This window comes from Nostoc sp. LEGE 06077 (genome assembly GCF_015207705.1).
GTDB lineage: Bacteria > Cyanobacteriota > Cyanobacteriia > Cyanobacteriales > Nostocaceae > Nostoc_B.
Genome location: NZ_JADEWI010000018.1, coordinates 15,222 through 34,423, shown reverse-complemented (window position 1 = coordinate 34,423; position 19,202 = coordinate 15,222). Strand labels below are relative to the sequence as shown.

At 40.8% G+C, this 19,202-nt stretch carries 18 protein-coding genes; 12 read left to right on the top strand and 6 right to left on the bottom strand.

Translation table 11 applies throughout. From position 1 onward, the window contains the following. The first annotated feature begins 4 nt into the window (after positions 1-4). On the top strand, positions 5-1,792 hold the full coding sequence (locus IQ244_RS14285) for a diguanylate cyclase domain-containing protein (protein WP_193895056.1): 1,788 nt from the start codon (positions 5-7) through the stop codon (positions 1,790-1,792). A 14-nt stretch (positions 1,793-1,806) separates the two neighbouring features. Here IQ244_RS14285 and IQ244_RS14280 read toward each other — a convergent pair whose 3' ends face one another. Further along, a complete protein-coding gene (locus tag IQ244_RS14280) occupies positions 1,807-3,159 on the bottom strand; it encodes an N-acetylmuramoyl-L-alanine amidase (protein WP_193895046.1) in 1,353 nt (450 codons plus the stop codon). 162 nt (positions 3,160-3,321) lie between these two features. Between IQ244_RS14280 and dnaG the strand changes: the two genes are divergently transcribed. The 5 genes from dnaG to IQ244_RS14255 all read left to right on the top strand — a co-directional run bounded on the left by dnaG (position 3,322) and on the right by IQ244_RS14255 (position 11,106). Next, on the top strand, positions 3,322-5,241 hold the full coding sequence (gene dnaG, locus IQ244_RS14275) for a DNA primase (protein WP_193895161.1): 1,920 nt from the start codon (positions 3,322-3,324) through the stop codon (positions 5,239-5,241). Positions 5,242-5,800: 559 nt separating this feature from the next. Further along, on the top strand, positions 5,801-7,360 hold the full coding sequence (locus tag IQ244_RS14270) for an efflux RND transporter periplasmic adaptor subunit (RefSeq protein ID WP_193895044.1): 1,560 nt from the start codon (positions 5,801-5,803) through the stop codon (positions 7,358-7,360). Between the two features lie 56 nt (positions 7,361-7,416). Then, on the top strand, positions 7,417-8,706 hold the full coding sequence (locus IQ244_RS14265) for an ABC transporter permease (RefSeq protein ID WP_193895042.1): 1,290 nt from the start codon (positions 7,417-7,419) through the stop codon (positions 8,704-8,706). 204 nt (positions 8,707-8,910) lie between these two features. Beyond that, positions 8,911-9,582: an ABC transporter ATP-binding protein gene (locus IQ244_RS14260; RefSeq protein WP_322746066.1), complete on the top strand. Its 672-nt coding sequence runs from the start codon at positions 8,911-8,913 to the stop codon at positions 9,580-9,582. A 135-nt stretch (positions 9,583-9,717) separates the two neighbouring features. Next, positions 9,718-11,106 (top strand): TolC family protein, encoded by a 1,389-nt coding sequence (locus tag IQ244_RS14255; RefSeq protein ID WP_193895040.1) that lies wholly within the window; start codon positions 9,718-9,720, stop codon positions 11,104-11,106. 68 nt (positions 11,107-11,174) lie between these two features. Here the strand turns inward: IQ244_RS14255 and IQ244_RS14250 are convergent, their stop codons facing one another. From IQ244_RS14250 to petC, 5 genes are all read right to left on the bottom strand, one after another. Continuing rightward, positions 11,175-11,555, bottom strand: a complete 381-nt coding sequence (locus IQ244_RS14250; protein ID WP_193895038.1) for a clan AA aspartic protease — start codon at positions 11,553-11,555, stop codon at positions 11,175-11,177. Next, positions 11,552-11,827, bottom strand: coding sequence for a hypothetical protein (locus tag IQ244_RS14245; RefSeq protein WP_193895036.1), 276 nt, complete (start codon positions 11,825-11,827; stop codon positions 11,552-11,554). The genes IQ244_RS14250 and IQ244_RS14245 overlap by 4 nt, the downstream gene beginning before the upstream one ends. A gap of 203 nt (positions 11,828-12,030) precedes the next feature. Continuing rightward, positions 12,031-12,441, bottom strand: coding sequence for a rhodanese-like domain-containing protein (locus IQ244_RS14240; RefSeq protein WP_228058923.1), 411 nt, complete (start codon positions 12,439-12,441; stop codon positions 12,031-12,033). Between the two features lie 161 nt (positions 12,442-12,602). Continuing rightward, positions 12,603-13,280, bottom strand: a complete 678-nt coding sequence (locus tag IQ244_RS14235; protein WP_193895032.1) for a DsbA family oxidoreductase — start codon at positions 13,278-13,280, stop codon at positions 12,603-12,605. A gap of 12 nt (positions 13,281-13,292) precedes the next feature. After that, positions 13,293-13,829 (bottom strand): cytochrome b6-f complex iron-sulfur subunit, encoded by a 537-nt coding sequence (gene petC / locus IQ244_RS14230; protein WP_193895024.1) that lies wholly within the window; start codon positions 13,827-13,829, stop codon positions 13,293-13,295. Between the two features lie 111 nt (positions 13,830-13,940). Between petC and IQ244_RS14225 the strand changes: the two genes are divergently transcribed. The 6 genes from IQ244_RS14225 to fldA all read left to right on the top strand — a co-directional run bounded on the left by IQ244_RS14225 (position 13,941) and on the right by fldA (position 18,967). After that, complete coding sequence (locus tag IQ244_RS14225; RefSeq protein ID WP_416209776.1) at positions 13,941-14,084, top strand: hypothetical protein; 144 nt, start codon at positions 13,941-13,943, stop codon at positions 14,082-14,084. Positions 14,085-14,206: 122 nt separating this feature from the next. Further along, positions 14,207-14,752 (top strand): rhodanese-like domain-containing protein, encoded by a 546-nt coding sequence (locus IQ244_RS14220; RefSeq protein WP_193895022.1) that lies wholly within the window; start codon positions 14,207-14,209, stop codon positions 14,750-14,752. Between the two features lie 95 nt (positions 14,753-14,847). After that, on the top strand, positions 14,848-15,192 hold the full coding sequence (locus IQ244_RS14215) for an ArsR/SmtB family transcription factor (protein WP_193895019.1): 345 nt from the start codon (positions 14,848-14,850) through the stop codon (positions 15,190-15,192). A gap of 80 nt (positions 15,193-15,272) precedes the next feature. Next, positions 15,273-17,453 carry a GUN4 domain-containing protein gene (locus IQ244_RS14210; protein ID WP_193895017.1) on the top strand — a complete coding sequence of 727 codons (2,181 nt, stop codon included), beginning with the start codon at positions 15,273-15,275 and terminating at the stop codon, positions 17,451-17,453. Between the two features lie 152 nt (positions 17,454-17,605). Further along, a complete protein-coding gene (locus IQ244_RS14205) occupies positions 17,606-17,845 on the top strand; it encodes a hypothetical protein (RefSeq protein WP_193895015.1) in 240 nt (79 codons plus the stop codon). Between the two features lie 597 nt (positions 17,846-18,442). Continuing rightward, complete coding sequence (gene fldA, locus IQ244_RS14200; protein WP_193895157.1) at positions 18,443-18,967, top strand: flavodoxin FldA; 525 nt, start codon at positions 18,443-18,445, stop codon at positions 18,965-18,967. Positions 18,968-19,202: the final 235 nt, after the last annotated feature.

Here is a 19,202-nt window from a genome sequence, read left to right as displayed (position 1 = left end):
AGCCATGCAGCAGAATGTTTTGGGTGGCATCCGTAGAAAGTTGATTGCCTCGTTTCTGATTGTGGCTTTGATTCCTTTGTTGTTATTGGCATCTATCAACAAACAGACAACTCAAAAAGCACTAACTGACAACGCCCGACAAGCCTTATCTGTAGCGGCTAACGAAACTGCTCATAGAATAGATGCCTTTATTGATGGAAATCTCAATGCTGTGCGCGTAGAGGCGATTTTACCTGGTTTGGCACGCTACCTCAGCCTAACTCCACAACAGCGAGATGATAGCCCCGAAATGCAATTGGCGACAGAAACATTAAGCCGTCTCAGTCGCAAAGATATGCTCAATATTCTCTCATACTCTTTGCTTGACTTAAACGGCAAAAATGTATTGGATACAGATACATCGAACATTGGCAAAGATGAATCAGGGGAAAATTATTTTAAAAAACCACTGGAAACTGGGTTATCCTATGTTTCTGGCATGAAGAAGTCGCCAATCATTCCTGATCTTGTTAACCTCTTTTTTAGCAGTCCAGTTCGCAATGCCAAGGGAGATATATTGGGTGTATTGCGTATTTCATATAATGCTACTGTTGTTCAGCAGTTAGTAACTAGACAAACTGAAATGGCTGGGGCAAAATCATTTGCTATTCTTTTAGATGAAAATAATATTTATTTAGCACATAGCACTGCACCAGAACTACTTTTTAAATCAATTGTGCCTTTGCCTTTGGATATTGTAACTGAACTACAAAGAAAAGGGCGTTTACTTAATGCTCCTCTCAAAGAATTGGCAACTAATGAGTCACAACTTAAGCAAGCATTAGATAATAAACAGTCTTATTTAATTGCATCTTTATCAGCAACAGGTAATCAGGTGAATTTGATTGCGATCGCGCATTTAAAATATAAACCTTGGTCTGTGTTGTTTGCACAGCCCCTTGCTGTTGCCCTAGCACTTGTAGAAAAGCAAACTCGTGACGCAATGTTTCTGTTTGCATTTATCGCTTCAGTGGTGACAATCATCGCTTTTGCTATTGGGCAACTGCTAACACAGCCAATCATTTACCTTACGAATATAGTTTCCCAATTTACCGCAGGTAATTTAGATATCCGCGCAAAAATCAACTCTAAAGACGAAATCGGTCAACTGGCAAAATCTTTTAACAATATGGCACTTCAGTTACAAACATCTTTGACAACTTTGGAACAACGAGTACAAGAGAGAACAGCAGAGTTAGTCATTGCAAAAGAAGCAGCCGAAGATGCAAATCAAAAACTAGAACAACTGGTAAATCTCGATGGTTTGACTCAGATAGCGAACCGTCGCTGCTTAGACAGGCGACTACAAGCAGAATGGAACCGCCTCAGCCGAGACGCACAACCCTTGTCGCTCATTTTATTTGATGTTGATAAATTCAAACTTTACAACGATTACTATGGTCATCTTGCAGGCGATGATTGTCTGATCAGAGTAGCGCAAACCGTTCAACAGACTGTTCATCGTCCGGCTGATATTGTAGTGCGTTACGGTGGAGAAGAATTTTTGGTATTACTACCCAATACTGACTTAGTAGGAGCGATCAAGGTAGCCCAAAAAATTCAGCAAGCAATTCATGATCTGGCGATTCCTCATGCACAGTCTGATATCAAGAATATCGTCACCGTGAGTTTGGGTATTACTTGTGTTATTCCCACCTTAGACATCAAGCCAAATAAACTCATCGCCTTAGCTGATAAAGCACTGTACAATGCTAAAAAACAGGGACGCGATCGCTATTGTCTAGCAGTATAGATGATATCTCACAGTTACATTAACCCGGCTGATTCATATAACCGTTGCAGCATAGCGGTAATCTTCGCACCATAGTCTAAATCTGCTGACCAACGACCAGAAAGTTGATTAATTAACGGCGCAATTCCGCGAGTCACAAAGCGAAATCTGGGGTCAACAACTTCATTTACCAAAGGTTCTAAACTGGCGTAAGCTTTTAAATGTTGAATATGCGCCCTCACTCCAATTCTGGGATTTTCAAAGGAGGCTGCGGCTGCACCACCTCCAATACTCCCAAGCCCAGCAAAGTTATTTTGTTCTGGTCTAATATCACCACCAAAGCGTAAAAATCCGGTTTCTAAACACATTTGGCAAAAAGCAATATCGTAGTTCACGCCTTCGATTGAGGCTTCTTCTCGATAGAGTTTGGGTAAGTCTGGAAATTTAACTACAGCATTGTCATTGTTATTTCGCAAAAATAGTTGTAGCTGCACTTCTGAGGTATTTCCACGGGAGATAATTTGATCCATTTGACCTTTGCAAATCACTAAAATGGAACGTAAGTTAACAGTGCGCGTTCCCCCATCCCAATTAACGGAAATATTGAAATCTCGTAATTCTACAGCTTTAACATACACTACTCTGCGGTAAGTAATCCGGTTGACATTCTGTGCTGTTGTTAAGTCAATCCGCAGCCGATCTACTAAATCAATGGGAATATAAGCGTTACCATTGACTAATATTCCTTGTTCTGAGTAGTTCTGACCGTTGATGTTGATATTGATAGATGGATAGGTTGGTTCTGTTGGGATTCCTGGTGTGGGGTCAATTACCCGACTCCAAGAGGCCAGCCCATCAGCAATACCTAACGCGAAATCCCGACGACGGTTTTGCAGCAAGGCGCGGTCATCAGGGCTGCTGAGGAATCCGACTTGCATTAATAATGAAGGTAGTGTGGTTTGACGACAAAAGGCTAAACGTCCTAAACCACTATCTGTATCTGGCTTAACTCCACGATTAGGTAATTGGGGAATGCGGCGTAACAAACCCACTAACAGTAGTTCACCATTACTTTTACGCTCATTATTATTGGCAATATAAAATACACTCGCCCCGCGCACAGTTGGACTACTGGCTGCATCAGCATGAATTTCTAGGGCGACATCACCCCGACGACCACGCGAATTTATCCAAGCAATGGAGTCAGCCGCACTTAAATCATCAGGAACAGCCAAAACTTCAAAAGTCCGCGCCCGCAGTTCTGTGACAATTAAATCCCGCAGCAGAATCATTTCTCTAGCTTCGGTGGTTCCCCCGGCGATGGAACCTGGATCAATTCCTCCTGCTTCTTTGCCTCCGTGAGCCGCCGAAATAAATATACGCCCCATCTTCAGTATTTCCTCTTAAAAAGTTAAGCGTAAGCAATTTTATACATAATTCTTCGCCTAGCAACAAGAATATAATAGCTATCAGAAGTATTTTGTCATTAGTCATTTGTCCTTTGTCCTTTGCAATAACCAATGCCTAATGACTATTGACTAATGACTAATATGTATATTCCCCGCTTGCACCCAGATACAATTGAGGAAATTAAACAACGTGCTGACATTGTAGATGTTGTCTCAGAACACGTAGTTTTACGCAAGCGTGGTAAAGATTTTGTCGGGTTGTGTCCGTTCCATAATGAGAAAAGCCCTAGCTTCACAGTCAGTCAGGGTAAGCAAATGTATTATTGCTTCGGCTGTCAAGCTGGCGGAAATGCGATTAAGTTTTTGATGGATTTGGGGAAACAGTCTTTCACCGAAGTAGTGCTGGATTTGGCGCGGCGTTACCAAGTAAATGTCCAAACCCTCGAACCTGAACAAAGACAAGAATTACAACGTCAGATGTCATTGCGTGAACAGTTATATGAAGTTCTCGCAGCAACAGCAAATTTTTATCAACACGCCCTGCGCCAAACTCAGGCGCAAAAGGCGATGCAGTATTTACTTTCTCAGCGCCAACTCAAAGAAGAAACAATTCAGCAGTTTGGTTTGGGTTACGCCCCCGCAGGTTGGGAAACCCTGTATAGATATTTGGTGGAAAATAAACATTACCCAGTACAGTTGGTAGAAAAGGCGGGATTGATTAAGCCGCGTAAGGAGGGGGGCGGTTATTATGATGTATTCCGCGATCGCCTGATGATTCCCATCCGCGATATTCAAGGGCGTGTGATTGCTTTTGGTGGGCGCACATTGACTGAGGAACAGCCAAAATATCTCAATTCCCCAGAAACCGAACTATTTAACAAAGGTAAAACCTTATTCGCCATCGACTTAGCCAAAAGCGGGATTGCTCAACTTGATCAAGCTGTGGTAGTAGAAGGATATTTTGATGCGATCGCCCTTCATGCGGTGGGGATTAATAATGCTGTCGCTTCTCTCGGTACAGCCCTCAGTTTAGAACAAGTCCGCTTGGTATTACGTTACACCGACTCTAAACAGTTGGTTCTCAACTTTGATGCTGATAAAGCCGGGACAAATGCAGCGGAACGGGCGATCGGCGAAATTGCAGATTTAGCATATCAAGGTGAAGTCCAACTTAAGATTCTCAATATCCCCGATGGCAAAGATGCAGATGAATACTTGCATACTCATAGTACTGAAGAATACCAGGAATTATTAAAAAATGCGCCACTTTGGTTAGACTGGCAAATTCAGCAAGTTACTAAAGACCGAGACTTAAAACAAGCAACCGATTTCCAGCAGGTAACTCAGCAGATAGTAAAATTACTGAAAAATATTGCAAATAATGATACGCGCAGCTATTACGTTGGGCGCTGTGCTGAAATTCTCAGCTTGGGCGATACAAACCTGATATCCTTGAGAGCAGAAAATTTGTTAACTCAAATTGCTCCCGCTACAGCTGCTTATTCTCAGCCAATATCCACAAAAAGAGAATGGGGTAGCAAAAAAACATCTCCCTCTCCCATACCCACTACAGAACGCAGTCTTTTAGAACACGCCGAAGCTTTATTACTGCGGATATACCTGCATTGTCCCGAACAACGACAAGCAATTATTCACGAACTGGAAGAACGAAATTTAGATTTTAGCCTGTCTCACCATCGTTCTTTGTGGCGACAGATTGTAGAGGTAACAAACGACCCAATTAATTTAATCTCAAGTTTACAAGACAGATACTTAGAATTAGCAGAAGAGATAGAATTAATCTCCCATCTATTTCATTTAAATGAGACTGGGAAAAAAGAAATCTTACGTACTCCCCAAGTTGTGCAAGCTGCAACTGCTTGTATGGAAAGAGTATTGCGCGAAAAACGCTATCGTTACTTTTTAGAACTGTGGCAAGAAACTGATCCAGAAACAGAACCAGAAAAGTGGCGATCGTATTATCAGGCATTCTACACCGAAAAAATCAAACTTCAAGAACTCGATCGCCAGCGACAATTCTCAATCACTGATTTGTTATAGTTGATTGACATAGCTAATTTGGTGTAATAAGAGAAATTTTCTCTGTCTTTATTGACGCTTTTTTATAAATTTAATCCACTAATTTATTTCGCTCATTTCATTAAAAGAAATTGTTTTTGATAAATCAAATATAGTTATTTAATTTACATCCAAATTAAGCTCTGAAAGTCTTGGTTTAACAGAGTTATATCCAAGCAATTACACTAATTCAAATCCGTCCTTGTTTTATTTATCTTTCTAATTAGATATTGACAAAAAGCCATCTTTGCTCATAATAATTAATCCAAAATCTATCAAACTCAAGTTAAGTCTTAAGCGTAAATTGCCCAATTCCATAAAAATTGGTGACTTTAGTCATATTTCAATTAAGAATTATTAGTGACTTTAGTCATGCAGAAAAAGGGTACTTTTTGATTGATAATAAATAGCAAATTTAAAATTTTATGTTTATATAGTCACTATAGTAATTACGTAAAATGAAGCAATTACAAGTATGAGCAACCAAGTGGTTGAACTTAAAGAACTAGCTCGGTAGCCATTTTGGACAACGGACACAGTTATGAAACTTGATACATCAACCCCTGTAGATTCATCCGCTTTACCTTCAGAGCCGAAAACCCGAAAAAAGTATAATTGGCTACCTTGGCTTCTCATGCTAGGGCTGTTGGGTGGAATTGGCTATGGTATTTATTACCGAATAGCAGTGATGCCGAGCCAAGAAGCTAGGCAAAAAATCTTAACACAGTCAGTAGAAAGACAAAATTTAGCGATCGCAGTTTCCGCTAATGGTACAGTCAAGCCGGAACGCTCGATTAACGTCAGTCCCAAAAATTCGGGCGTACTCAAAACACTGCTAGTTAAAGAAGGCGATTTTGTCAAAAAAGGTCAAATTCTCGCTTACATGGATGATTCCAACCTGCGAGGCAATTTGACTCAAGCCCAAGGACAACTAGCACAAGCCGAAGCAAATCTGCAAAAAGCCCAAGCAGGTAATCGCCCTCAAGATATTGCCCAAGCGCAAGCGCAACTAGCACAAGCTGAAGCAAATCTGCAAAAAGTCGAAGCAGGTAATCGCCCGCAAGATATTGCCCAAGCGCAAGCACGTTTAAGAAGCGCCCAAGCTACCCTAGTGCAAACAGAAGATGATTTACGCCGCAATCAACAACTCTACAACTCTGGCGCTATTTCGCTGCAAACAGTCATTCAAAAACGCTCAACCCGTGATAGCGCCCAAGCCCAAGTCAATGAAGCGCAACAAGCATTAGCCCTACAACAAGCAGGTTCACGCTCAGAAGATATTCAACAAGCCAGGGCTACAGTTAAACAGCAGCAAGAAGCTGTAGCCTTGTTAAAGGCTGGAACCCGTCAAGAAGATATCGAAGTCGCCCGCGCCCAAGTCACATCGGCTCGTGGTTCACTGCAAAACATCCAAGCCCAAATTAATGACACTATCATCCGCGCACCGTTTGATGGTTTGGTGACGCAAAAATTCTCTGATCCTGGCGCTTTTGTCACTCCCACAACTTCAGGTAGCGCCGTTTCTTCCGCCACATCTTCTTCTATTTTGGCTCTAGCTTCAACAAATCAAGTTGTAGCTAATTTATCAGAATCGAATATTGCCAAAATTCGCATTGGTCAACCAGTGACAATTAAAGCCGATGCTTACCCAGGTAAAGTTTTTGAAGGTAAAGTCAGCCAAATTGCGGCTCAAGCAACCGTCGAGCAGAACGTTACCAGTTTTCAGGTCAAAGCATCTTTGTCTGACCCGCAAAACTTACTTCGTTCTGGGATGAACGTAGATATGGAATTTCAAGTTGGTGAAGTAGAAAATGCTTTAGTTGTCCCCACCGCAGCAGTTGTTCGGCGAGAACGCGCCACAGGTGTGTATGTTTTAGGCGCGAATGATCAACCTACATTTACACGGATTGAAACAGGCGTTACCGTTAATAATTTTACAGAAGTTAAGTCAGGATTAACAGGTGACGAAAAAGTCTTGCTGAGTTTCCCGCCTGGTTCTAGACCACAGTCTACACCACGAGGCGGTGTATTTCCTGGTGTCGGCGGTGGAGGTGGTCGTTCTTCTGGTGGCGGTGGTCGTTCTGGTGGTAATGCTAATTAAAGTCAAAAGGCAAAAGTAAAAGGTTTATATATTCAGGCTGTTAGTCCAAAATCGCTATGCTCAAGAGTCTAGAGAAAATACCCAAAATACCCAAAATTCCCAGTAAGTCTACAGTACCGTTGACAGAAATATTATCAATGGCGGTAGAGACACTGTGGAGTAATAAATTACGCACTGGACTGACCATGCTAGGGGTGATTATTGGTATTGCTTCCGTCATAGCCATTACCTCAGTTGGTCAAGGAGTGCAGAAAAGCGTTGAGAACCAAATCCAAGCATTAGGGACAGATGTCTTACAAGTTTTAGCGGGTGCGCCTAGAAGTGGAAATGTCCGCCAAGGTTTGGGTTCTACGACTACTTTGACTTGGGAAGATGCCAAAGCTATAGCCCAACAAGCGCCATCAGTAGATTTAGTTTCGGCCTATCTGCAAAGGAATGCTCAAGTAGTATACGCTGGCGAAAACACTTCCACCACAATTTACGGCACAGACTTAAATTATCCAGACGCACGTAATACTTATCCACAAGAGGGGCGATTTTTTAATCAAGAAGAACTCGATTCTAGTAAGCAAGTTGCTGTGATTGGGCCGACAGTTAAAAGAACATTGTTTGGCAATAGTACTAAAGTCATTGGTGAACAAATTCGCATCCAGGGAGAGACTTATGAAGTAATTGGCATCACCGAACCGAAAGGCGCTCAAGGGCCGATGGATCGAGATGACCAAATTTTTATTCCCCTCACAAGTATGTCAGGGAGACTAGTCGGAAATAATGCCTTAACGGGTGTGTCGGTTAGTGGAATTTTAATTAAATCTAGCAATTCCCAAAAGTTAGAAGCTGCTCAATTTCAAGTTACGAATATTTTGCGCTTACGTCACGAAATTTATCCACCGCAAGTTGATGATTTTCGGATTACTAATCAAGCTGATATTGTTAGTACATTCACGAATGTTGTCGGTTTATTTACGATTATGATAGTAGCGATCGCCGGAATTTCTCTGGTGGTCGGCGGCATCGGTATTGCTAATATTATGCTGGTTTCGGTGGTAGAACGAACGCGCGAAATTGGCATTCGTAAAGCTGTCGGAGCAACTAATTCAGCTATTTTGAATCAATTTTTAGCAGAGGCAATTGTCATTTCGATTGTGGGTGGTGGTATTGGCATGGGTAGTGGGATTCTAATTGCCTTTGTTGCTGCCAATATTTTTAAATTTCCTTTTGTGATTTCTTTTGCCTCAGTAATTGCAGGTTTTGGACTTTCATTATCTGTAGGTTTAGTTGCTGGCGTTATTCCGGCTAGAAATGCAGCAAAATTAGACCCTATTACAGCTTTACGGAGTGATTAATTTCAGAAAAAGTTTAATATAGCAATCATATCTTAGTTGTGGGAAAATATTTTTTAACGAACCGCAAAGAACGCAAAGGACACAAAGAAAGAGAAGAAAAAGAATTTTACAAATAATTTAGAATCGCTATAGTAGATAGATATTAAAATACTAATTCTACAAGTAAAAAATAATAATTGATATTTTTAATCAGTAATAAAAAATATGGTCAACATGATTTGGATGGAGTCTATTACTAAAACATACAAATTAGGAGAAATGAGTGTTCCTATTTTAAAGGGGATTCAATTAGCCATTGAAGAAGGCGAATATGTCGCAATTATGGGTGCATCAGGTTCAGGTAAATCGACACTGATGAATATTCTAGGATGTTTAGATAGACCGACTAATGGCGACTATATTTTTGAAGGCAGAAACCTAACTACTTTTAATGATGATGAGTTAGCTTATATCCGCAATCAAAGGATTGGTTTTGTTTTTCAACAATTTAATTTATTAGCACGGGCAACAGCACTAGAAAATGTGATGTTACCAATGGTTTATGCAAACTTGCCTAAACGCAAACGCCGCGAAAGAGCCTTAGATGCTTTAACAAAAGTAGGGCTAGGCGATCGCATTCTCAACCGTCCTAGTCAACTTTCTGGAGGACAACAACAACGAGTAGCGATCGCCCGTGCTTTAGTTAATCGGCCAGCATTAGTTTTGGCTGATGAACCCACAGGTGCGTTAGATACAGAAACTTCTTACGAGGTGATGAATTTACTCACAGAATTAAACCAACAAGGCATCACAATTGTGATTGTTACCCATGAACCAGATATTGCGGCTCAAACTAAAAGAACTATCCGCGTACAGGATGGTTTGATTGTCGGTTGAATTTGGCAATTATCGAATAATTAACCGCAGATGTATGCAGATATCCTCCGTTCAGGTGAAGTCAGACACAATCAAATATCGTAAACTCTCTGTTTTATTGCCCATTCCCTATTTTCTCGTTAGTATCTAAACCTTATGCTGTCTTCTGTGCATTCTACCTGGGTTGTTGTGGCGATCGCCCTATTAATTTCTGCTGTGCCAAAAAGCGCCAATGCTCAACCTTCACCGCAGACACCGCCACAAAACTTAAATCCTAGTGCCAACCCTCTCCAATTTCCGACAAAAAGAGAAGAAGTGCAGATTCAAAGAACTGTTCCTCTGAGTTTGGCCGAGGCTTTAGAATTAGCCAGACGCAACAATCGCAATTTACAAGTCACCATCTTAGAGTTAGAACGCAGTCGCGCTGCACTTCGAGAATCTCAAGCGGCTTTGTTTCCCACTCTGGATATTAATGGGAGTGTGACTAACAGTGGTAATGGCTTTAATAGTAGTAATTCTCAACCTAGTACCTCCTTTAACGGTACAGCACAACTAAATTATGACCTTTACACATCTGGCAGTCGTCAAGCAATTATCAGACAAGCTGAAGAACAGTTACGGATAGATGAGTTAGATGTCGAAAACCAATCTAGAGAAATTGAACTTAATATCAGAACTCAATACTACAATTTGCAACAAGCAGATGAACAAGTCAGAATTAATCAATCTGCGGTAGCCAATGCTCAAGCCAGTTTGCAAGATGCTCAAGCCAGAGAACGTGCTGGTGTAGGGACAAGATTTGATGTGCTGCAAGCTCAAGTAAATTTAGCTAATGCCCAACAAGACTTGACTAATTCTCTGTCAGATCAGCAAATTGCCCGTCGTCAGTTTGGCACGCTGCTGAGTTTACCGCAGACAGTAGATATCACTGCGGCAGATACAGTTGCAGTGGCGGGACTTTGGCAACCAACCTTAGAACAAACTATTGTTGAAGCCTTTCAAAATCGTCCAGAATTGCGCCAACAAATCGCCCAAAGAAATATTTCCGAACAACAACGACGACAGGCTTTAGCCCAGGTAAGACCGCAAATCGGTTTAGTGACGAGTTATAACTTACTTGATCGCTTTAACGATAGTGCCAGCGTTACTGATGGTTATTCTATTGGACTGCAAGCCAGTGTGAATTTATTTGATGGGGGAGCAGCCAACGCTAGGGCGGCGCAAGCTAGAACTAATATTGCGATCGCCGAAACTCAATTTGCAAATCAGCGTGACCAAATTCGCTTTAATGTGGAACAATATTACGCTCAACTACGCTCTAATTTAGATAATGTGCAGACTTCCAGTGTAGGCTTAGAACAAGCTAGGGAAGCCTTAAACATTGCCCGAATTAGATATCAAGCTGGTGTTGGTACACAAACAGAAGTCATTGAGGCAGAAAACGACTTAACCAGAGCCGAAGGTAATCGAGTCACGGCAATTTTAGATTACAATCGGGCTTTGGCTAATCTCCAACGCGCCGTTAGTGCCAGAGCCTCGCGCTAGGTATGTAAGTAGTTTAGCTAGATATCTCCAATTTATAGGACTTACGCTAAAACCAATCTATTAATAATCTATAACATTGGAGATGGGATTTTTTCTAACGAAACCAAGCCATTGTCCTCAAAATCTATCTCAAGATGATAACCTTCCATCATCGCAGTTCCCAGTAAAGGCTTATAACCAGAAGCTAAAATAGGGACTACCTTTTCTACATCATCCCAAACAACAGTTGCTAAATGTATAGCTAATAAAGCTTCATTACCGTCAGCAAATCTTGCAGGTATGCTTGAATATAAAGGAATATTCATCGCATTGACTGCTTGAACTGGTAAGGTAAGATAGTCGTTGAATCCAGTATCTATGACAAAATCCAGAGAAAAATCTGGTTGTTGTGGTAAACGAAAAATCACCGGAACTATTGCTTTGCGGTCAATCAATCTTCCATAAATCATTCAACTGTACGCTCCATAGAAGCACCACCAAAGCTGACAGCAACATCATAACCAATTCGCATAGTAAATAATCTCGCGTTGGGATTTTTCTGCTTCAACATTAATGCAGATTCAACACCACTTTTATCAATTCCATATTCGCCAGTTTCAGCATCAATCACAATCATCTTGCCAATATTATCGCCATGCTCAACCTTTGAGCGAATCCCCTGATCGTAAAATTGTTTGGCTCTTTGAGCAACTTCTTCTATACTCCAAAAAATAGCCTGCATAATTACACCTGTTTTTAGTCTAGTTTTTTCTATATTCTCATTATAAGTAAGTGTGTTTTCAAAGCCTCTAACATGATATTGGTAGCCTCTATTGCATTATAGGCAGACCAAACAGGATATGATGCACCAGATTTTATCAAGTTAAAATTTCTGCCAATTACAGAGTGAAAATTTGGGATTTTCATTCTAATTTTTTTAGTGCATTATCTGGAGGCGATGGTCTTCGACCGACCGTAGGTCATCGCTTCTTTTGCGTTTTTCCAGGCGGCAAAGCTAGGTGGGAAACCTTGCACATTCTCATAACCTAATAGGTGCAGTGTCATTACCCCCATTGCCGAGCGATAACCAGAGGAACAGTACAGCACCACAGGGCGATCGCGATAAATTTGATTCAGATTGTGCGACAGGGTTCGCAGGGGAATGTTAATTGCGTTAGGTATATGTCCAGATTGATACTCAGAGGGTTCTCGCACATCTACTAACATGGGCTGAGACTTCTTTAAGAGGCTTTTTAACTCTTCGACAGAGGCGATCGTGTAATAACCTGCGGGAATCGAAGTGAGAAAACTATCAACTCCCGATTCCAGATTGCGGGGTTCAGATAGAGTTTGCATCCTTGCTTGAGAGATTGATTCAGTTTGCGTTAGAGTTGCTGCTAGGATCGGATTTTGCCCAACACCAAGCAAGAGGCAAAACAATAGAGCGATTCCCAGTAATATGCTCTGGATGGGTTTCTTAAATATCATAGATTTCTCCTGAAATGGATTCAACATCCTTAACACCAGGATTGCTCTCCTGGAGGATTGTGCAGTAACTCCCGAATATTGGCTTCGATCACCCGATAGCCTACATTGCCGTTGAGTCGCTGCCGTCCTTCATTAAAAATTAGGGTGGGGCTGACTGTAACTGTATGTTCTTTAACTAATTCAAAATCCTGGGATAGTTTGGCATAAGCCTCACCACTATCGATTTGAGCTTGGATAGCAGCGATCGGCAGTTTTAACTCCTCTGCAATGCCAAATTGCACTTTGCGCTCAGAAACATCTGCCAGTTGGGTAAAAAACGCCTCCCGAAATGCCCAGGTTGCTTTTTCAAATATCTGTTGATTTTGCTCTACTAAACCCTTTTTTTCTAGTAGTTGAATCGCATGAAGAAACAAATGACAGGATGTCGATGAAAATGGTGTAACATTAGTCCAAATATCAGGATGAATGCTGATGTGATCGAACTTTTTCGCAACTTCTTGGACATGATCGCTGTATCCTTGCAATCCCCCTTTTTCGCGCCATCGATTCTCCAGTTTTTCACGAGCAACACCAAATACGGGGACAAAGTGGTGTGCGATCGCAATCTTGTCTTCAAAGGTTGTTTTTAACTCAACCAGACGAATCTGAGCAATATAAGCCCAAACGCACAAAACATCAGAAAAGTAAAAAATCCGAATCGGTTCCATATCACTTCATCCTTATACCCACCAGGGTTTCTTTCCAGTGCGAGGATCAGTTTCCTTCCACGGCGAGATTAAAATGCTGTTATCCATCACTGTAACCTGGACAATCTTCAGTGGGAGAGGAGCCGGGCCACGCACCACAGTACCATCTGGGGCATAGCGGGAACCATGACAAGGACATTGGAATTGCTGATCCAAGGGATTCCAGGGGAAGGTACAACCGAGGTGAGTGCAGTTATCCACAAGCCCAATACGATCCAGGGTGTGATCTTCTTTGACAATCAGGTAGGTGGGTTCTCCTACCAAACCTGCAACTAAGGCACGGGTTCCCGGTGCTTCAGCCAGGATTTGTGAGGCGGGGATTTGTTTCCCCAGAATATCTTTAGACAAAATAGCACCTCCTACTCCCGTTTTTTCGCCTGGAGCAATCAAGAATTTGCCAGCAGGATAGAGGGCTGCTCCAGCAGTGACAGCAACTGTTGCTCCAGTCAGAAAGTTGAGGAGTTGCCGTCTTGATAGGGATGGATTTTCGAGTGAAATACTATTATCCATGTTCATTCATTTTTATTGTTGAATAGATATTCTGTCAAAATAGTAGACTCTTTTATTATACTGCTATATAGTTATATTATAGATAAAGAAGATTTTGTTGAGATAAGCAATATGTTATTCGGACAACTATTTGACAGTGAAACAAATAAATATACTTACTTGATTGCAGATTTAACAACAAACACAGTGATTTTAGTTGATCTGGTGTTAGAACAGGTGGAGCGCGATCGCCAATTACTGCATCTCAAATACTAGATTAGACATTTCCTCCGTGTCTTTGCGACTCTGCGTGAGGCAAAAATCATTCTGCCAATCAAGTTTTTACCTTTTGCAATATCTCTGCGTTGAAAAATTTAGGTTTCCAAGAGTAAATACTCATGACAACTTCTCATATACACAAATTACAAACCGTTGATGCTCCAACTCTCAAACAGTTGCTCAAGCAAGAAAATATCATACTGATAGATGTGCGTGAACCATCTGAGTATGCCAGAGAACATATTATCGGAGCAAAACTGATTTCCTTATCCAAATTTGATCCGCGCAAAGTTCCGCAAAATCAGGACACCCAAGTAATTCTCTACTGTAATTCGGGCAATCGCTCAAAAATGGCAGCGCAAAAACTATTTGATGCTGGATTTACGGAAGTAACTCATCTTGATGGGGGTATAGCAGCGTGGAAAGCAGCAAGTTATCCCACCACAATTAACCAACAAGCCCCAATTAGTTTAATACGGCAAGTGCAAATTGTCGCAGGTTCTTTGGTGTTTACAAGCACATCATTAGGTGTATTGGTTTCTCCTTGGTTCTTACTTCTGAGTGGTTTTGTGGGAGCCGGATTAATATTTGCGGGGATTACAGATACCTGTGCGTTAGGAATGCTACTAGCCAAACTACCTTATAATCAACGTAGCAGTGTATAACCGTACCACTAAAACCTACAACGTCTTTACGAGCAGGGCTTATACTAAAGATACTATATAGTAATATAGTAGAAAAGTCTTTTTAGCAGTTATCTATGTTAGAAAATTCACCTGCTGCCCTAGGGCCAATTGCTGATTATTTTAAAGTGCTTTCAGAAACTAGCAGGCTCCAGGTTTTGTGCAGTTTAAAAGCAGGTAGCAAAAATGTCTCAGAAATTGTTGAAGCCACTGGACTGGGACAGGCGAATGTTTCCAAGCATTTAAAAATTTTGGCCCAAGCGGGAATTGTTCAGCGTCAGCCAAAAGGGGTAAGTATCTATTATGAAATCATCGACCCATTAATTTTTGAAATCTGCGAACTGGTGTGCGATCGCCTCTCAATTCGCCTAGAGCAGCAGTCAGAGCAGTTAAAACAATTAGAAGCTTGGCGTGGCCGTTAAAATCAAACACTGGGAGGGAGGGTTTACCCGTTTCTCTAGATACAATGCACTTAGCTTTCTTGTTGAGGAATATTTCATAGATGTGTCCAGTTGGTGTTCGGACTAGTAACTCTACACGTAACCTCGAAACTGGTGCAGCAAAGCTTTGGTTACTACTGGTAGGAGTCAATCAATATCAGGATGAGGGAATACCTTGCTTAAGTTATTCTGCACAAGATTGTCAGGGTTTAGGTGCAGCCTTAAGTGCAGCAACAGAGGGATTTCCCCAGAAAGAATTACGAATTTATTGTGATGATAGTGAGCATTTACCTTTAGTAGAAAATGTCCGCAAAAGTCTACAAGAAATTGCTGCTGTGACTAAAGCAATAGATACAGTTCTCGTTTATTTTTCTGGTCATGGGATGTTAGAACCATCTAGTAAAAAGGTGGTTTTATGTCTGCAAGATACTCAACAAGAGGATTTAGTTAATACTGGATTGCAATTACAAGAATTGTTACAGATATTAGAAAATTGTGCCGCGCAACAGCAGTTAGTCTGGTTAGATGCTTGTCATAGTGGTGACTTAACTTTTTTAGGCGCAAAGGGCGATAAAAATGCTTTACTAAATCCAACACAAGAATTAGTAGAAATTCTGCGACAAAGGGCGGCAAAAAGAAAGGGATTTTATGCTTTGTTGTCTTGCGATCGCGGTCAGCAATCTTGGGAATTTCCCCAATTAGGTCACGGAGTTTTTACCTACTATTTAATTCGCGGATTGCGAGGAGAAGCCGCTGATTCTCAAGGGATTATTGAAGCTGATGGTTTATACAGATATGTTTATCATCAAACATTAGCATATATAGATAAAGCCAATCAACAGTTGCGAGTAATTAATCAACTGAAAAAAGGTAGAGGAGACAATCAAATTCATTCAGAATATACTTTACAAACACCAAAGCGAATTGTCGAAGGCATGGGTGAGGTAATTTTAGGACTAAAACCAAATCAAAAAGGAATAGCACGTCATCCCCGAAAAGGTTTAATAGTAGATGGAGTCGCTCAAATTAAAATTGCTTCGGCTTTAATTAAAACACTCACTAACTCTGGTAATTTTGAAATTAATTATTGGACTGGGCGCGGTAATAGTATCACTTCAGATGTCCGCAAAGCTATTCAAAAGTGCTTACTCTCAGAATCTTTTTCTGAATCACCCAAAGAATATGAAATCAAAGAAACGGCAACTATATTTTTATATCTGCGTGGACAAATTCAAGAAACAGCCAAAGCTGAGTCGGTATTAGTGCTGGCAGATAATACCGTCATCAATCGTTCTTGGTTAAGAAAACAATTACGTTTGTCTAAGGCACAACAGATTATTATTTTAGATTGCCCTTTGGCAGAAAGTAATATTCGTGATTGGGTAGAAGAATTACAAATAGGAACAGATGCAGGACAATGTTTAATTGCGTGTTCTGCGCCACCTAATGCCAGTGAAAAATTTGCGTCTGCTTTGTTAGATATATTCAGTAAATCTAGGGAACATCTTGGTCTGACTGCTGCTAGTTTGATTACACAATTACAAATAAATTTAGCATCTACCGAAGTTAACTTATATTTTTGGTTATCAGGTTCCCAAGGTATTATTGAAGTTTTCCCAGAACCAAATTTGTTTGTTAATGAAAACTTTGATCACCCTACTGAAGATATCGACGATTTAAGTTCATCTTTAGGGATAGATTACTCTCAATTGCGAGATTTATTACAAGCTGGGAGATGGTTAGAGGCGGATGCAGAAACTACCAATCTGATGTTAAAAATAGCTGGGAGAGAACAGCAACGCCATCTTGATTTACCGAGTTTAGAAAATTTAGCTTGTGCTGATGTACTTACTATCGATCGCCTGTGGGTAAAATACAGTCACGGTCGCTTCGGCTTTAGTATCCAGCAACGCATCTGTCAAAGTATTTCCGGTACAGCATCTGACCCAGTATTATCTTTGATGCTAGGTAGTAATAAAGTTGCAGCAGCCGAAACTTGCATTGATTTTGCCAACCTTGTCGGCTGGCGATTAAAAGATGCTTGGATAAGTTATGACAACCTAACTTGGTCGGAGGACGCACCAATGGGACATTTGCCGTTTTTTGGCTTTTTTGAGTCAGTTTGGCGAGTCAAAGTCTTAGGCGTTTGGGAATGGCATAGTGCGATCGCTACAGCTAATTGGTGGCAATTATCCACTAAGCTGTTCTCACGGCTAGAAGCTTGTCAAACTACCAAAATCTGAACGAATACCCTCTCAATAATCTAACTAAAGAGTGATAAGAATTTTATGTTTATATGAAATCCTGAAATCATCTAATGAAGAATGCTGTTTTCTATAATTTTATTTTTACAAATTATATTCATTAAAATTAGGGTATTTTCAGGAGTAATTTTATGAAGTTATTAGCACAAGAATTACCATCTCCACGCACAATTCAAGAAACTCCACCACCAGGAACAAACCAAGACCCACTTATTGCACGCAACTTACAGAAAGGTCAGTATGTCGGGATTATTGGACTAGCGATCGCTCTAGTAGCTGCTGTAGGATTTTTTAGTCGTAGAGTTGAATACGCGATTATGTTTGCTATTGCTTTGAGTGCAATTTTAATTGCTTTGTTTTTATTTATATAGGAATCATATTTGATTTGGAGAAAAAACTCAGCACACCTCTGTTATACCAATTCTCTAAAATCTTGAAACACATACAAGAAATCGTAGGGGCGTTCGCTCTTAGCGTTCCCACAGGGTACGGCTGTTCGCCCCTACAACTTTTTTTCCGGTTCCCTGTTCCCTATTCCCCACCCACACAAGTAATTTCAATAATCAAGTCGGATTCCTATATAAGCTGTAGCCACGCTAGTTAGGGCATTGCAAGGCGATCAATCTTTGTTACCTCTCACCTGTTATCTGCCATATTTTTCAACCAATCCTGATTTTTACCAAAATTTCTCTGAAGCTACTGAGAATATATCGCAATAAATCTGATAAGATATCCTCAAAGCTTATTGATATAGATATTCAATAAGCTGGGCAATCATATAGCCCATGCAATATCTTGTATGAGCTATATGAAGTCTCCTCCGTCCTTATCCTCTCAGCAACTCTGCGTGGATAAATCAAATCATCTTTTTGTTAGTCTGTGCAGGCGGACTGGCTTATACAGGCATGACTTCTCATCGCCAAGTCTAGATACTTATTGATTATTCATTGCAATTTTGTCTTCTAAATATCAGGTGTCAAAATGTCAAAAAAATTGGTTTATTCTACGGTACTCAGACTGGTAAAACAGAATCTGTGGCAGAAATTATTCGGGATGAGTTTGGTAATGGTGTGGTGACACTGCACGACATTTCTCAAGCAGATGCTGCTGATTTTGATGAGTATGAATATTTGATTGTGGGCTGTCCTACTTGGAATGTTGGGGAATTGCAAAGTGATTGGGAAGGCTTTCTTCCAGAACTAGATGACATAAACTTTAATGGTAAAGTAATTGCCTATTTTGGCACTGGCGATCAGATAGGATATGCCGATAATTTTCAGGATGCAATGGGAATCTTAGAAGAAAAAATCTCCCAACTGGGTGGTAAAACTGTCGGCTATTGGTTAACGGATGGATATAATTTTAACGATTCTATAGCGTTGAAAAATGGCAAGTTTGTGGGATTAGCAATTGATGAAGAGAATCAATCTGATTTAACAGATGAACGGATAAAAGAGTGGGTATCTCAGTTGAAAAGAGAGTTTGGGTTGTAGTTTTAGCAATACAAATTTGTATACCTGATGATTCACCACAGATGCACACAGAGAGTTTTGTTTTTAGGTAAGAATTCAGCACCCAGGAGGAGGCAGTGCGGTGGACGGGTTTCCCGGCATAAAGCAACTGCCGTTCAGAAGCCAGAATTTAGAAATATCTATAGGATTAGCAAATGGCGTTGCTGATTGAGGGGATGATTTTTGTCTCACGCAAAGCCGCAAAGGCGCAAAGAGC

Coding starts and splice junctions, on each gene's coding strand:
- IQ244_RS14285 (WP_193895056.1), top strand. CDS start 5: ATGCAGCAGAATGTTTTGGGTGGCATCCGTAGAAAGTTGATTGCCTCG.
- IQ244_RS14280 (WP_193895046.1), bottom strand. CDS start 3,159: ATGGGGCGTATATTTATTTCGGCGGCTCACGGAGGCAAAGAAGCAGGA.
- dnaG (WP_193895161.1), top strand. CDS start 3,322: ATGTATATTCCCCGCTTGCACCCAGATACAATTGAGGAAATTAAACAA.
- IQ244_RS14270 (WP_193895044.1), top strand. CDS start 5,801: ATGAAACTTGATACATCAACCCCTGTAGATTCATCCGCTTTACCTTCA.
- IQ244_RS14265 (WP_193895042.1), top strand. CDS start 7,417: ATGCTCAAGAGTCTAGAGAAAATACCCAAAATACCCAAAATTCCCAGT.
- IQ244_RS14260 (WP_322746066.1), top strand. CDS start 8,911: ATGGTCAACATGATTTGGATGGAGTCTATTACTAAAACATACAAATTA.
- IQ244_RS14255 (WP_193895040.1), top strand. CDS start 9,718: ATGCTGTCTTCTGTGCATTCTACCTGGGTTGTTGTGGCGATCGCCCTA.
- IQ244_RS14250 (WP_193895038.1), bottom strand. CDS start 11,555: ATGATTTATGGAAGATTGATTGACCGCAAAGCAATAGTTCCGGTGATT.
- IQ244_RS14245 (WP_193895036.1), bottom strand. CDS start 11,827: ATGCAGGCTATTTTTTGGAGTATAGAAGAAGTTGCTCAAAGAGCCAAA.
- IQ244_RS14240 (WP_228058923.1), bottom strand. CDS start 12,441: ATGCAAACTCTATCTGAACCCCGCAATCTGGAATCGGGAGTTGATAGT.
- IQ244_RS14235 (WP_193895032.1), bottom strand. CDS start 13,280: ATGGAACCGATTCGGATTTTTTACTTTTCTGATGTTTTGTGCGTTTGG.
- petC (WP_193895024.1), bottom strand. CDS start 13,829: ATGGATAATAGTATTTCACTCGAAAATCCATCCCTATCAAGACGGCAA.
- IQ244_RS14225 (WP_416209776.1), top strand. CDS start 13,941: ATGTTATTCGGACAACTATTTGACAGTGAAACAAATAAATATACTTAC.
- IQ244_RS14220 (WP_193895022.1), top strand. CDS start 14,207: ATGACAACTTCTCATATACACAAATTACAAACCGTTGATGCTCCAACT.
- IQ244_RS14215 (WP_193895019.1), top strand. CDS start 14,848: ATGTTAGAAAATTCACCTGCTGCCCTAGGGCCAATTGCTGATTATTTT.
- IQ244_RS14210 (WP_193895017.1), top strand. CDS start 15,273: ATGTGTCCAGTTGGTGTTCGGACTAGTAACTCTACACGTAACCTCGAA.
- IQ244_RS14205 (WP_193895015.1), top strand. CDS start 17,606: ATGAAGTTATTAGCACAAGAATTACCATCTCCACGCACAATTCAAGAA.